Consider the following 15262-nt stretch of genomic DNA (forward strand, 5'->3'; position numbering starts at 1 on the left):
ATTAATGATTCTGAAAATGAATACCGGTTTTCCATATAAAGAAACTCACAGTGTCGACTAATTTTGAATCAGCTTCTGCGTAGGTGGCCGCATTGTGTCCTCCTTGACTGTAAGCTAATACCAGCACCGGAACATTCCACGGTTTGTTTATTGTCTGCAATCGGGCTGCGAATTTTGCTGTCTGCCAGGGGGAGACTCGTTGGTCATGCAGGCCGACCGTTAACAACACCGGGGGATAGCGTTTACCTGGAACCAGATGCTGATAAGCGTCTATTTTTAACAAATTGAGCATGCCTGATTGTGTAAAAGGTGAACCCAACTCTTCAAAATTCATCTCGCCTATTGGAATTTTATCCAGTCGACTGGTATTAAGTATTCCGACGTCTATCGCCACAGCTGAAAATAGTTCTGGGCGAAGCGTCATTGCCATACCCATTATAATCCCCCCCGCGCTCTCACCACTGATCACCAATTTTGACGGTGAGGTGTAATTATTATCAACGAGATATTCAGCGCAACGAATAAAATCATTAATAGAATTTTCTTTCTTATTCGCTCTACCTCCTTCATGCCATGCTGGACCCAGTTCACCTCCTCCTCGAACATGCGCGATTGCGATGGCTCCGCCTTGTTCAAGCCAGAGCAAGCGGGAAATATCAAATTCAGGAAGAGTACTTACTCCATAAGCGCCGTAAGCTGTCAACCAGATGGGGGTGGCACCATTGTGTTCAATCCCTTTATGATGAATTAAAGTTAACGGAACGCGGACGTTATCTGCTGTGAGAACCCATATTTCTTCCGTCACATAGTCTGTAAAGGATTGTTTTACCGGTGATATTAAATTCGTATCTCTGATGCGATTATTGACCGGGTTATACTGGAAAATAGCAGGTTGCGTGAGCCAACTCTGTCGGGTGAAGAGGATATCCTTGCGGTTATTGCTGGCGAATATTGCACTCACATTTTCATCTGCTGGTGCTGGAATGAACTGGTGTTTATTCGGGTCTTCAAAAGGAATACGTACGAATTTATTGGTGCCAGAGTCATGGTATGCAATATAAAGTGAATCCCGACTGGTGGTTAGCTGGGTGAGCTCACCATTTGCCCAGCTCATCACATGCTCTCGTTTTGAAGTAGGAGTACTCAGATCGACTCTTGAGATATCATAACCTGATGATGAATTCATGTTAGCAAAATAAATCCACTTTCCAGAGCAAACAAAGGCAGAAACATTCTCATCAACATCAATGATTTTGGCCCAGTGTAATATTCCGTTGAGTGCGGGAGCGTTTTTTGCTGAAAAAAGATAGCCGCCATAACCGCTGATTGATTTCGAAAAATAAACGATGAGATATGCAGAGTCGGGGGATGCAAACAAATTAACGTTTTCACATTTCTTCTGTGTCAATTCCGGGAGAGTATGCCAGTCAAAAGTCATAACATCATTTTGGCTCCCTAAATGATGGTAGTAGACTTTTCCGCATGTTTGTCGCCCGGTATCATGAGTTGTATCGTTAAGACTGTAATAAAATGACTGGTTATCCGCTGCCCAGACAACATTAGGATAGCGAACCGCGGAAATTTCATCTTTTAATACGACACCATCCGCAACTCTGATGACATTTATTGCCGTAGTTTCAGTACCATTTTTCGATAATCCAAAAGCCACATAGTGACCGTCTGGAGATGGGCTAAAAAAATTAATCCCATATCCGACGGGAGGGGTAATAACCACTCGTTCAGGTTTTCCCTTTTGTTGCACAAAAAGCCGCAGATAAGGATGTTCAGTTGTCGATCGTAGGTAGAAACGACGATCGCCCGCATCATAGATATCAGATAGAGTTGGTTCTGTGTTAACCAGTATGCTTAGTCTTTTCGCCAGTGCATTTCGCCAGGGGAGGGTGTGTAATATTTTAACCGCCTGGTCTGAGTGATGGCTTAGCCAACGAGCTGTCTGTTGTCCGTCGGTTTCCATCCAGCGATAAGGATCTACGTTGTTGTCAACATCAGCGTTTCTCCCATGGGCATGAGTGAAAAAAACGCAGCCAAGCAAAATGACTATTATGAATAATGTCGGTTTTATACTCAGTCTTACGCGATTTTTCATTCAGAGTGCAGTCCATGCTGTTCTGTCTGTGGCATTAATCGAATCACACGCTCAACAGATGCGATGGTTGATTGTCTGTGAGCAATGATTATTCGGGTGATGTTTAGCTTTTTGATAGCCTGATTAACATACGTTTCACTCTCTTCGTCCAATGCACTGGTTGCTTCATCCATAAATAATATCCCGGGTTTACGATAAAGTGCGCGGGCAATAAAGATGCGTTGTTTCTGTCCTCCAGACAACCCCTCACCAAGTTCTCCAACTAATGTATCGTATCCCATGGGCATTTTTACAATAGCACCATGGATAAAGCTTGCGCGAGCGCACTCTTCCATCCATTCGTAATCGGCATTTTCATCGAAGCCACAAATATTTTCTCTAATAGAACCAGAAAATAACTTATCATCCTGCATTACGCACCCGATTATTTTGCGGTAATTGTTTAAACCAAGTTGTTGAATGTCATTACCATCGATCATTACTGAACCTGTCTGCGGTTCAAACAATCCACAAAGAACCCTCATAAGCGTTGTTTTACCTGCACCTGACGGGCCTGTAATTGCCACACTTTCTCCAGCTAAAACCTGGAAAGAAAGACCACGAAAGACAGCGGCCGAATGGTCATCATATCGGTAGCTTAATGCATTTATTTCTAGGGCTACAGGTTTCATCGTGTTTAATATTTCTCTATCGGGCTTTTTCTTTTCTTGAGTATTAAGTGCAATATCTGCCACACGTTCATTATGAAGGTGCATCATGCGCAACTTAGTCAGGAAATTAGTTAATGACCAAATTCTGTCGGCAAATTGTTCTCTGAATACACCGAAAGCGATGAACATCCCAATTGTTATATCGTTATCTATAATGAGTCTTGAACCCAGCCATAGCATTGCTATCTGCTCGCAAGCAGTGATAAGGGAGTTTACGCCACCAAAAAGCAAATCCATTTTGGTGATTTTTATTTCAGTGTTAATTGTGTCAATTTCCAGGTTCAGCCAGTGGATGCTTCTTCTTTCACTAAAACCTTGCATTTTAATGGTCGCTATACCGTACAACGTTTCCATGAAATAAGATCGGGTTCGGGCGTCTCTAACGAGAATTTCCTCCGATAATTCGCGGTAGGTACTGTACGTCATAAGACGGATGAGGACATACAGAGCAGTAAAACACATAACAACGCCTGTGAGCCAGCCGCCATAAAGTGCCATCATAATGACAACACCGATCAACATCGTTCCATCGATGAGTGCTCCAACGATACTACTGGTAAAGGTTTCCCGAAGAGTGTTCAACGATCCAAAGCGCGACTGAATGTCACCTAACTTGCGTCGCTCAAAATAACTCAAAGGTAGCCGCAGTAAATGTGAAAATAACCCGGATTGCCACTGAACATTAATGAGCGTAGTCATTAATAATGAAGACCATGAACGCAGTGCGCTCAATGCCAGGCGTAAGAAAGTAAAGAGTAACAGACCAATACAAATCAGTGTCAGTAAGCCCACATCTGCAGCGGGAATAGCATGATCCAGTGCAAGCTGAGTACCTATCGGGATAAGAAGATTTATGGATTCAATAATGAGCGAATAGAAAAATATTTTCGCTAGCGTACCCTTAAGACCATGTACCTTTGCTGCAAGGGCTTTGAGGCTGAAGTGGTGACTTTCTTGCTCTTCGGTAAATGTACTTCCAGGCCATACTTCGAGTGCTATGCCAGTGAAGTATTGAGACATTTCCTCGAGATTTATCGTTCTACGGCCTCTGGCAGGGTCGTGCAGGATCACTCGATTTTGTTTCACACCGACCAGAACTACGAAATGGTTAAAATCCCAATGTAAGATGCAGGGGATCTTAAGCGAGTTGAGTTCATGAAGTTCCAGGGATAAACAGCGAGATGCAAGTCCTAATTGTTCAGCAATTTCTTTCATTCCTGCCAGTGTTGTCCCACGTGCAGATAGGTTGAATTGTTGTCGCAAGGAGATGAGATTGCTATTTTTTCCATAGTGATTACAAATCATCGCAAGACATGCCAAACCGCATTCTGAGGATTCCGTTTGATGAACTAGTGGAACCCGAGAACGCAGATGAAGATCGAGTTGTCCGAGAAGCGTTTTAAAAGCACGTTTACTCATTTATCGGGCCCTCTATGCTATTTTTCATATCGTAGAAGGGGGAAAGCATCCACTGATAGATCTTCCTTTTTTCCAGAAATAAGGTGCTTTGAGCTTGCATTCCATTACCCAAGCTCAGACGTTTACCCGCGTACGCAATATTTTGTCTGTCAGGTTTGATAATAACTTTGTAGTAGGGTGCAGCTGAAGATGAGGCCACTTTAAGCGCCCCTTGATAGGTTTGCATTTCCTGTGGGGAGGCTGGGGAACGTGAGATGACAGAAATTGCTCCGCCAAACATACCGAATTTTTCAGCAGGAAAGGCTTCATAGCGGATGTTCACGCGGTCTCCAGCATTAAGATAGGGGACTGCGTCATTCGGTACCCAAATGACAAGAGAGAAATGATCGATATTGTATGGGATGATTTGTAGCAGACTGTCGCCCGGCTTGATCATCTGCCCGACGGTGACGCTAAGGGAATCTACCCTCCCGTTAGCCATGGCTCGGATAATAATAGCGCCTCCAGCATCAATACTCAGACGTTCTTTTTGCAATTCATAGCGCTGAAGTTCCATTTGATGAATCTGGTTATCAAATTCAGCGGCCTGCGTCTGAATCTGACTCTCCAGTGTTGTCACCTGCAACGCGTTTTGGTCACTCTGGGCAGACAGGTTAATCATGTTATTCTGTCGTTCGTAGTATAAGGCTATCTGATTAATCAGCTGATCCTGAGTAATAAGACCACGGGCCTGATAATGCCGGTAGTTCTCCATGTTAGTTTTCATTACATGGAGGCCTTCCTGGGCTTGGGTGATAATATCTGAGGAACGTTTGAGAGCAGCGCTATATTGTTCTTTTTGTTTTTTGAGCATCTCAAGAGTGTTTTTTTTATTTTCCTGGAGAAGAGACATGATTTGAGATATACGTGTCAGCTGGTTGTCAACATCCATACGCTGATTATCGCTGACAACACCGCTACGTGTGCTTTTACTAACATCGATCATGTAAATAGCATCACCTACTTTGAGCAGTTGACCTTCTTTGACAAATTGTTTAACTACCACCCCCTGAACACTGGCGTAAACGTTAGATGAACGAGGATAGGTGGTTATTTCTCCCACTACAGTTATTCTTCTCGTATAGGTGAACGTTAGGACGAAGGTTAGAAAAGCAATAACAAAAAAAACAGATAGCCCTGCAACCAACCAAACAGGGATCCCAGACAGTAATATGGCTCTTCCTTGCCATCTCAATTTTTTGTGATCAACCGCTTTTTGGCGATACACGCACTTTTTCCTTTTTTTAAAAGATTTCGTGATTTTGTGTGGTTCACCAGGTGACAATTTTAAGTCAATTGCACCTGGTTATTCTGCATATCCAGGGGTATCGTGTTTTTTCCTGCATATGTAATTTGCTTTGCTACGCTTCGGTAATACTATTTCTTCGACGACTCAACCATCCCTACCGTTACGGCCATCGTGTCCACCGGGACCACCTTTACCGCCTTTGCCCCCTTTCCCTCCAGGGCCACCATTTCCACCATCACCCCCGTTCCCGCCTCGTCCCCCGTTACCGCCATTACCACCATTTCCAGAACCACAGGTTCCTCCATTACCTCCGCGGCCGCCATTACCGCCTGCGCCCCCGTTACCTCCACTTCCACCATCGCATTGCGAACCCCCAGAAATACCTTCACTCTCTGATTTCAGTAGTTCTCGCATTTTTACTCCTGATAAAATAATGCATCACGCACAACGACTCGCCATGACAAACTTACAGCGGGTCGTCGTTTTGGCTTTTAATGATGGCTATCGACGACCGCCATTATTGCCACCGCCGCAGCTTCCGCCGTTACCCCCATTACCGCCATTACCGCCGCGGCCACCATTACCGCCATTGCCGCCATTACAGGTACCACCATTACCACCACTATTGCCATTGCCGTTGCCACTGTGATTACCGTTCCCATTACCGGCACCAATACCGCCGGCCACAATACTCATTTCATTTTGATTTAATTCACGCATTAGACTTTCCTTAGTTATATGAAGTTAAAGTAAAACAGCCTTAACATAATGTTCCTGAAATAAAGAAAATGGAAATGACTTATTTCATCTTTCACGGTTTTTTTATCTTTGGGTTTTTGATCTACCTCTAAGTTTCGTTGCGTAATTCTGTTATGGAAAGCATGGTGGCGAGTTGTGGATTATGTTCTAAAATTAAATTGGTTTTATCTAACTATTAAAAGTAGTAGGAAGGGATAGATTCTCTTAACATTTGCACCCAAGGGGTGTATGTTTCCCACATCGAGATAGGTTGTGAGGTGCTATATTTTTTATACATGATCGTAGGCGTGATAAAGCTGCAAGGATATTTCTTTGTGGTTGGGTTTTATATTAATAATTGTTTTGTTTTCAGTAATGATATTTTATCAAAAGAGTAGGGTGTTGAATTTTTCGGATAAAAGTCAAAACTATTCCTGAACGACGAGTAACGTGCATACGCTTTCGTCCATAATTTGCCATACCAGGTTAAAACACAATCCCTCGTAATAACACCCTATGGGTTGGGCAAGTTTTAATACCAGCGTGTTCTCATTCAATGCACTGACCCGTGCGCATTCAAATCCCATATATTCCCTCACTACAGGGAAAAGCGCTTTAAACAGGCTCTCTTTGGCGCTGAATGCGAGCGTCAATGTAAGCGCGAAAGGCTTGCCCGACTGCAAAAGGCGTGTTTCTTCCTGTGCGTCGATGACACCTTCCTTTATTTCGTGAGCTTCGTTTTCGGAAAGAATGGCTTCCAGATCAATGCCGATTAGCGTATGCGGATAGCGCGCAACCACCGCCATCGCCTGTGTACCGCTGTGGGTAATGCTGCCAGTGATGCCTTCCGGCCAGAGGGGTTCCCCGCTGGGACCGATGCCGGGAACGGCGCGTTCGTTAATCGCTCTGAGTGCGTGGGCGGCGGCGAGGCGACCGGCAAGGTGTTCGGTTTTTCGTTTTCGCCCGGCGTCGGTTAGCTGGGCCTGGTGAGGAAGCCAAAGGAGGTCGGCGTTGGTAAAGGTGGTAGGATCGAAGGTAATTTGGTGGACCGTGGTTCCGGCAAGACGAAATGTGGAGTGGGTGGTGCGCATGTTTTCTCGTCCTGACGTTGAGGAATAGTGCGGCCTGATGCCTTCACCCCGATCCTCTCCTGCCGGGAGAGGGAGACATTCAGCCCCTCTCCCGGCAGGAGAGGGGAGACACAGCCTGCTTTAGAAGTGCGTGTTCACGCTCATAAACCAGGTTCGGCCCGGCTCATTATAGGTGTATGCACCCGCGCCGTACATATAGGCACCGGTTGTGGCGTTGCCGGTGGTCTGGGCATTACCCGCGCGCCACTGGCGTTTATCAAAGACGTTATCCACGCCGCCGGTCAGGCTGACGTTTTTGGTCACGTCCCAGGTCGCACTCAGGCCAACGATGCTGTACGGGCTGACTTCGTCTTTCTCAGATCCGGTCACCGGCTGGCCTTTGTAGTTGTACTTCTTCGGCTGCTGCTTGCCGTACCAGGTGAAGGTCGACTGCAGCGACACATCCTGATGTACCTGCCAGCTCAGGGTTGAGTTCAGCGTGTACTCCGGGATGATCGACAGACGGTCGCCGGTCTCCTTGTTCTTGCTTTGCAGCATATAGGTGATGTTGTTGGTCCAGTTGATCGTGTCGCTGACCGGCACGTTCAGGGAGCCTTCCAGACCTTCAACCACCGCTTTAGGTACGTTTTCCCACTGGTAAATATCGGTGGTCACTTTACTGGTAGAGGTCTGGCCGACTGGCGCATACCCCGCTTCAATCTTGTTGCGGTAGTCGTTACGGAACCAGGTCACGCCCGCCAGCCAGCCGTCGTGTTTCCACTCCAGACCAATCTCTTTGTTGATGCTGGTTTCGGCTTTCAGGTCGTCATTACCCATCATGTAGCAACCCACGCCGTCGGAGCTGGCGTAGCAGCCCTGGCCTTTGCTGTACAACAGATAGTTCGGGTTGGTCTGGTACAGGCTCGGCGCTTTATAGGCGCGGGCGATACCCATCTTCAGCGTAAAGTCGTCACCCAGGCCTTGCGACAGGTTCAGGGACGGGCTCCAGTTGTTACCGACGATCGTATGGTGATCGAAGCGCAGCGCCGGGGTCAGCATGGTGCTGTCCGTCAGCTCCATGTTGTTTTCGGCGAACAGGGAGAAGATCTCCGCCGAGGTATAGGGGCTACGATCGTTGCTGAGCCCCGGAATGGTCCCGCCCTGCTGGGTTTGCGAGAAGGAGGTCGAGTCCTTCATGCGCTGCTGGTTCCACTCGGTGCCCAGCGTCAGGTTCTGGTTGACGAGGAAATCAATCGGCAGGTTGATTTCGCTGTGCAGCATCACATCAGCCAGGTCGGTGTCGGTGAATTTATTGCTGTTGAACAATCCTTCCGTACCGCCCGCCAGGCCTTCGCCGAGACGCGAATTGCGGGTGTGCTCGTACTGCGCCCAGTTGCTGGTGGTGATGCCATTATCCCAGCCGCCGTTCCAGGTCACCGCAAAGTTCTGGCGATAGATACGATTAGTCTCTTTGCCGTAGTTTTTCTTCACCAGACCGCTGGAGCTGTTGTCGTTGTTGGTGTTCTGGGTATCACCCGCGTAGAGGTTGTTCTGGCGGCTATAGCCCGCTTCAAACTCCAGGGACTGCATGGGCGCGAAGTCCCAGCGGACCACGCCGTTAATGTCTTTGTTCTCGACCCCTTCACGGCCTGCAGGCAGGGTGTCGGCATAGGTACCAGTACGATCGGACTGGTGACCCTGGTTGATGTCCCACGCATCGGCCTGGGTTTTGTCCAGGTTACCAAACATGCGGAAGCTGAAGTCGCCGCCCAGCGGGCCGCTCAGGCTGAAGTTGGTGCGCTTAGTGGAACCCTCATCCTTATGTTCTGGAGCATTCAGGTAGGTGTTCCAGGAGCCATGCCACTGGTTGTCGAATTTTTTGGTGATGATGTTCACCACGCCGCCTGCCGCACCGTTACCGTAGCGAGCTGCGGCCGGGCCGCGAATGACCTCAATGCGTTCAATCATCTCTGGCGGTACCCAGCCGGTGTCACCGCGGGTATCTCGCTCGCCGCGCCAGCCCAGACGGATGGAGTTGCGGCTGGTGACCGGCTTGCCGTCAATCAGGATCAGGGTGTTTTCCGGACCCATACCACGAATATCAATCTGACGGTTATTGCCGCGCTGTCCGCTGGTGGAGTTCCCGGTCAGGTTAACGCCAGGCATGGTGCGGATGATTTCGGCCACGTCACGTGCGGGCGGGTTTTTACGGATTTCATCGGCGGTGATGGTCGATACCCCTGGTGCCTGCAGGTTCTGCTCTGCGGCGGTGATCACCATGGTGTCTTCGTGCTGCGCGTTGGCGGTGTTGTCGTCTGCCAGCGCTGGCATCGCAACGCCGTAAATCCCTAAGTTGACCAGCAAGGCCAGGGAGTGAATCTTCTTATTCATTGTACGTCCTGCTTTTCGCGCCGCATCCCCGGGCTCCATTCCCGAAAGGGAGAGGAGGCGGCATGGTGTCACCCGCAGTTTGCGTAAGCAGCCCCGTCCTCGAGCGCACACAACGCGTGGCATGGTTGTTTTATGAGCGCGCTTCCCACAGCGCGGCCACTACGCTATTGCAAATGCAAATAGTTATCAATAATATTATCAATAAAATTTGTCCTGAAACAAAAAAGACTGATAAACATGAGGTTATACGGGTGACGGGGTTAAAAACGGGAAGTGAAGCCTGGTGGCAGTCGAAAAACGGACCCGAATGGACCCGCGAGAAGGGGCACTATCGCGTCACTTTCTGGTGGCGTGATCCGGCAGGAACGCAAAAAACCTCGCCGCTAAAACGCGTCTGGCTCTACATCACCGGCGTGACCGATCACCATCAAAATGCCCGTCCGCAATCCCTTGAGCGCATTCCTGATACTGACGTCTGGCAGTGGCAGGGCGCGTTCACCCCGCAATGGCGCGGCAGCTACTGTTTTATCCCCTCAGTGAACGAAGATGATTTTGCTGACGCGGTCTTCCACGGCGAGCAACCCGATCGTTTGGCGCTGCGTGAAGGCTGGCGAAAGTTGCTCCCCGCGGCAATGGCCGATCCGCTAAATCCGCAAAGCTGGCGCGGCGGACGCGGGCATCCCGTCTCGGCGCTCGAAATGCCCGAGGCCCCGGTTCAGCCTGGCTGGAACACGCCCGCAACGCCCGGCAACGCGCCCGTCTGCTTTGAATGGGAAAGCGTGCGTCTGAATAACCGCCGCCGGGTGTGGGTTTTCACCACCGGTGAAGACAGCCCGGAGCGGCCGCTTGCCGTACTGCTCGACGGCCAGTTCTGGGCCGAAAGCATGCCCGTGTGGTCTCCGCTGACCACGCTGACAAACGCGGGCAAACTGCCGCCTGCCGTCTACGTCTTAATCGATGTGATCGACATGGCGCACCGCAATCACGAGTTGCCCTGCAACCCGGATTTCTGGCAGGCGGTGCAGGAGGAACTTCTCCCGCGGGTGAACAGCCGCACTCCGTTCAGCGACCGCGCCGACCGAACGGTAGTCGCGGGTCAAAGCTTTGGCGGCCTCTCTTCACTTTATGCCGGGCTTAACTGGCCCGAGCGCTTTGGCTGCGTATTAAGCCAGTCCGGCTCCTACTGGTGGCCGCACCGTGGCGGTCAGCAGGACGGGTTGCTCATCGAACAACTTAAAGCGGGCGACCTCACCGCGCGCGGGCTGCGTATCGTTCTTGAGGCCGGACGCAATGAGCCGCTCATCTTCCGCGCGAATCAGGCGATCTACGCCGAACTGCACCCGCAGCAACCGGTTATCTGGCGTCAGGTTGACGGCGGACACGACGCGCTTTGCTGGCGCGGTGGGCTGACGCAGGGGCTGATGACCCTCTGGCAGCCGCTTATTCACTAACGGAGTCTGTATGGAATTCAGCAACCCTTTCGATAATCCGCAGGGTCAGTTTGCTATTTTGCGTAACGACCAGGGACAGTACAGTCTGTGGCCGCAGCAGTGCCAGCTGCCGGCGGGCTGGCGCGTGGTCTGTGAAGCACAATCTCAGGAAGCCTGTCAGCAGTGGCTCGCCGACCACTGGCAAACCCTGCAACCGTCGTATTTTGCGGGAGAGAAAGCATGAACCGTCTTCCTCTTGTCGCCGCCCAGCCGGGTATCTGGATGGCGGAGCAGCTTTCCTCCCTGCCAAACGCCTGGAGCGTGGCGCACTACACCGAGCTGAAGGGCAATATTGACGCACCGCTGCTGGCAAAAGCCATTGTTGAAGGGATGCGGCAGGCCGACACCCTGCGCATGCGTTTTGTGCAAGAGAATGGCGAGGTGTGGCAATGGGTGGATGACGCTATGTCACTGCCTGAACCGTCCGTGGTTTGCGCCGAATCCCATGACGCGGCGATGGCCCTGATGGCAGCGGATTTAAACCAGAACCTGCGTGTGGACAGCGGTCAGCCGCTGGCGTTCCATCAGCTGATTCAGGTAGGCGAAGGGCACTGGTACTGGTATCAGCGATATCATCATCTGGTGGTGGATGGCTTCAGTTTTCCGGCGATTACCCGCCAGATCGTCGCCATTTATCGCGCATGGCAAAACGGCGAGCCCACGCCCGCGTCGCCGTTTACCCCTTTCGCCGAGGTGGTGGGGGAGTACCAGCGCTATCGCGACAGCGAAGCGTATCAGCGCGACGGGGCGTTCTGGGCGGAGCAGCGTAAGCAGCTTCCTTCCCCGGTCTCGCTGTCGTCGGCACCGCTGCCGGGCCGTGCGGCGACCACCGATATTCTGCGTCTGAAGGTGACGGCTGATCGCCGCGCCTTTACCCGGCTTGCTCAGGCGGCGGGGCCGGTTCAGCGTACCGATCTGGCGCTTGCGCTGGTGGCGCTGTGGATCGGGCGTCTGACCGGACGGCTGGACTACGCCGCCGGGTTTATCTTTATGCGCCGAATGGGGTCGGCGGCCTTAACGGCAACCGGTCCGGTGCTGAACGTGCTGCCGCTGGCGGTGAACATCGCCCCGCACGAAAGCCTGCCTGCGCTGGCGCATCGTCTGGCACACCAGCTGAAAAAAATGCGTCGCCATCAGCGTTATGACGCCGAGCAGATCGTGCGCGACAGCGGACGTGCCGCGGGCGATGACGCGCTGTTTGGCCCGGTACTGAACGTCAAGGTGTTTGATTATCAGCTGGATATAGATGGCGTGGACGCCATCACCCATACGCTGGCCACTGGCCCGGTCAATGACCTTGAACTGGCGCTGTTCCCGGACGAGCAGGGCGGCCTGAATATTGAAATCCTTGCCAATAAGCAGCGCTACGATGAAGCGACGCTAACGCGCCACGTTGCACGCCTGAACGCCATGCTGATGCAGTTTGCTGCCAACCCGGATTTGCGCTGCGGCGAAGCAGAAACCGTTTCAGAGCAGGAATACCAGCAGCTGGCGCGTATCAATGATACCGGGCTGGCGCTACCGTCAACCACGCTGGCTCAGCTGGTGGCAGACCAGGCGGATAAAACGCCGGATGCCCCCGCGCTTGCTGATGCGCACATCGAACTGAATTACCGCCAGATGCGCGAGCAGGTGGTGGCTCTTGCGACATTACTGCGGGAACGCGGCGTTAAGCCAGGCGACAGCGTGGCGGTAGCCCTGCCGCGCTCGGTGTTTCTTACCCTGGCGCTGCACGGCATCGTGGAGGCGGGCGCCGCGTGGTTGCCGCTGGATACCGGTTACCCGGACGATCGTCTGCGCATGATGCTGGAGGACGCGAAACCGTCCCTGCTGATCGCCTCTGACGATCAGCTTTCGCGCTTTAGCGATCTGCCGGTCCCTGTATTTAGTTACAACACACTATTACCCCCAGCGGGCAGTGAACCGCTGCGGCTGGCAAAGCCGGCGCACACGGCGTACATCATCTTTACCTCAGGCTCAACGGGGCGGCCAAAAGGCGTGATGGTAGGGCATACCGCCATCGTTAATCGCCTGATGTGGATGCAGGATCACTATCCGCTGGACGCGCATGACGTGGTGGCGCAGAAGACGCCGTGCAGTTTTGACGTCTCGGTCTGGGAGTTCTGGTGGCCCTTTATCGCCGGCGCGAAGCTGGTGATGGCCGAGCCGGACGCGCACCGCGATCCGCAGGCGATGCAGAACTTCTTCGCGCATTATGGCGTGACCACGACACACTTTGTGCCGTCGATGCTGGCGGCGTTCGTTGCCTCGCTGACGCCGGGAAATGCCGACTGCTGTCAGACCCTGAAGCAGGTGTTCTGCAGCGGGGAAGCGCTGCCGACAGAACTGTGTCGGGAGTGGGAGCACCTTACTCATGTCCCGTTGCATAACCTTTATGGTCCAACAGAAGCGGCGGTGGACGTGAGCTGGTATCCGGCATCGGGTCCGGAACTGGCGGCGGTAGCGGGCAACAGCGTGCCGATTGGCTTCCCGGTGTGGAATACGGGGCTGCGCATTCTGGATGCGATGATGCGTCCGGTGCCGTTCGGCATGGCCGGTGATCTCTATCTTACCGGGATCCAGCTTGCGCAGGGGTATCTCGGTCGGCCGGACCTGACCGCCAGCCGCTTCATTGCCGATCCCTTTGCACCTGGCGAGCGGATGTACCGCACCGGTGACGTGGCGCGCTGGCTGGATAACGGCGCGGTGGAATATCTGGGCCGCAGTGACGATCAGCTCAAAATTCGTGGTCAGCGTATCGAGCTCGGCGAAATCGATCGTGCGATGCTTTTGCTGCCTGACGTGGCGCAGGCCGTAGCGCACGCGTGCGTCTTTAATCAGGCGGCGGCAACCGGGGGCGATGCCCGACAGCTGGTAGGGTATGTCGTCTCCGGGTCCGGCTTGCCGCTGGACCGCGATGCGCTGCTGCACTCGCTTAAAGCTCAATTGCCGCCCCATATGGTGCCGGTGGTGCTGCTGCAAATCAGCGCGCTGCCGCTCTCTGCCAACGGAAAGCTTGACCGCAAGGCGCTTCCGTTGCCGGAATTGACCCGCAAGACGTCCGGGCGGGCGCCAGAAACAGACGCTGAAGTGGCCGTCGCGCAGGCATTTTCTGCCCTGCTCGGTTGTGAGGTGAACGACATCGATGCCGATTTCTTCGCCCTCGGCGGTCATTCCCTGCTGGCGATGCGCCTGGCCGCGCAGCTCAGCCGTACGTTTGCCCGCAGGGTCACGCCGGGGCAGATTATGGTGGCCTCGACGGTCAGCATGCTCAGCGCGCTGCTGGATTCATCGATGAATGACGAACAGGCACAGCGTCTGGGCTACGAGACCCTTCTGCCGCTGCGTGAAAGCAACGGTCCGACGCTGTTCTGCTTCCATCCGGCATCCGGCTTTGCCTGGCAGTTTAGCGTGCTGGCGCGCTATCTCAGCCCGCGCTGGTCAATCACCGGCATTCAGTCGCCGCGTCCGGAAGGGCCGATGCAGCAGTGCGCTACGCTGGACGAGGTGATCGAACATCATCTGCAGACTCTGCGCGGGCAACAGCCGCAGGGGCCGTATTATCTGTTCGGCTACTCGCTTGGCGGCACGCTGGCGCAGGGCATTGCGGCCCGTCTGCGCGAGCAGGGTGACGCGGTGGCGTTTCTCGGCTTGCTGGATACCTGGCCGCCGGAAACCCAGAACTGGGCAGAGAAAGAGGCCAATGGTCTCGATCCGGACGTACTGGCAGAAATTGAACGCGAGCGGCAGGCGTTTATCGCCGCGCAGCAGGGGCAAGGCTCTGGCGAGCTCTTTAACGCCATCGAAGGGAATTACGCCGATGCCGTCCGCCTCCTGACAACGGCGCACAGTTCACGGTTCGACGGTAAAGCGACGTTGTTTGTTGCCGGGCGCACGCAAACGCTGGATCCGCAGCAGGCCTGGGCGCCGTGGGTGGGGGAACTGGAGGTTTACAGCCAGGATTGTGCCCACGTGGATATCATTTCACCGCAGGCGTTTGAGACGATAGGACCGGTGCTGAAGGCGATATTGAGGTAGCGGTTTCCCCT

The 15262-nt window shown here is 52.8% G+C and carries 10 protein-coding genes; 3 read left to right on the forward strand and 7 right to left on the reverse strand.

The genetic code is table 11. The features are described 5' to 3' along the window. Position 1: 1 nt before the first annotated feature. From HV340_RS05670 to HV340_RS05700, 7 genes are all read right to left on the reverse strand, one after another. Positions 2-2107 (reverse strand): prolyl oligopeptidase family serine peptidase, encoded by a 2106-nt coding sequence (locus tag HV340_RS05670; RefSeq protein ID WP_063925329.1) that lies wholly within the window; start codon positions 2105-2107, stop codon positions 2-4. Beyond that, a complete protein-coding gene (locus HV340_RS05675) occupies positions 2104-4236 on the reverse strand; it encodes a peptidase domain-containing ABC transporter (protein ID WP_063925327.1) in 2133 nt (710 codons plus the stop codon). The genes HV340_RS05670 and HV340_RS05675 overlap by 4 nt, the downstream gene beginning before the upstream one ends. Further along, positions 4229-5503 (reverse strand): HlyD family secretion protein, encoded by a 1275-nt coding sequence (locus HV340_RS05680; RefSeq protein ID WP_044866907.1) that lies wholly within the window; start codon positions 5501-5503, stop codon positions 4229-4231. Before HV340_RS05680 ends, HV340_RS05675 begins: the two co-directional genes overlap by 8 nt. A 149-nt stretch (positions 5504-5652) precedes the next feature. After that, a complete protein-coding gene (locus HV340_RS05685; protein ID WP_049023500.1) occupies positions 5653-5913 on the reverse strand; it encodes a hypothetical protein in 261 nt (86 codons plus the stop codon). Positions 5914-6015: 102 nt separating this feature from the next. Beyond that, positions 6016-6186: a hypothetical protein gene (locus HV340_RS05690; RefSeq protein ID WP_154815901.1), complete on the reverse strand. Its 171-nt coding sequence runs from the start codon at positions 6184-6186 to the stop codon at positions 6016-6018. 504 nt (positions 6187-6690) lie between these two features. Continuing rightward, positions 6691-7353 carry an enterobactin synthase subunit EntD gene (gene entD / locus HV340_RS05695; protein ID WP_049023501.1) on the reverse strand — a complete coding sequence of 221 codons (663 nt, stop codon included), beginning with the start codon at positions 7351-7353 and terminating at the stop codon, positions 6691-6693. A gap of 120 nt (positions 7354-7473) precedes the next feature. Further along, positions 7474-9723 carry a TonB-dependent siderophore receptor gene (locus HV340_RS05700; RefSeq protein ID WP_020885035.1) on the reverse strand — a complete coding sequence of 750 codons (2250 nt, stop codon included), beginning with the start codon at positions 9721-9723 and terminating at the stop codon, positions 7474-7476. Positions 9724-9974: 251 nt separating this feature from the next. Between HV340_RS05700 and fes the strand changes: the two genes are divergently transcribed. The 3 genes from fes to entF are packed head-to-tail and all read left to right on the forward strand — an operon-like array spanning position 9975 to position 15251. Next, on the forward strand, positions 9975-11174 hold the full coding sequence (fes, locus tag HV340_RS05705) for an enterochelin esterase (protein WP_063925325.1): 1200 nt from the start codon (positions 9975-9977) through the stop codon (positions 11172-11174). Between the two features lie 10 nt (positions 11175-11184). After that, positions 11185-11397 (forward strand): MbtH family NRPS accessory protein, encoded by a 213-nt coding sequence (locus HV340_RS05710; RefSeq protein ID WP_014169063.1) that lies wholly within the window; start codon positions 11185-11187, stop codon positions 11395-11397. Continuing rightward, positions 11394-15251 carry an enterobactin non-ribosomal peptide synthetase EntF gene (gene entF, locus HV340_RS05715; protein ID WP_063925323.1) on the forward strand — a complete coding sequence of 1286 codons (3858 nt, stop codon included), beginning with the start codon at positions 11394-11396 and terminating at the stop codon, positions 15249-15251. The genes HV340_RS05710 and entF overlap by 4 nt, the downstream gene beginning before the upstream one ends. Positions 15252-15262 lie beyond the last annotated feature (11 nt).

The organism is Enterobacter sp. RHBSTW-00975, assembly GCF_013615235.1.
Lineage (GTDB): Bacteria > Pseudomonadota > Gammaproteobacteria > Enterobacterales > Enterobacteriaceae > Enterobacter > Enterobacter ludwigii.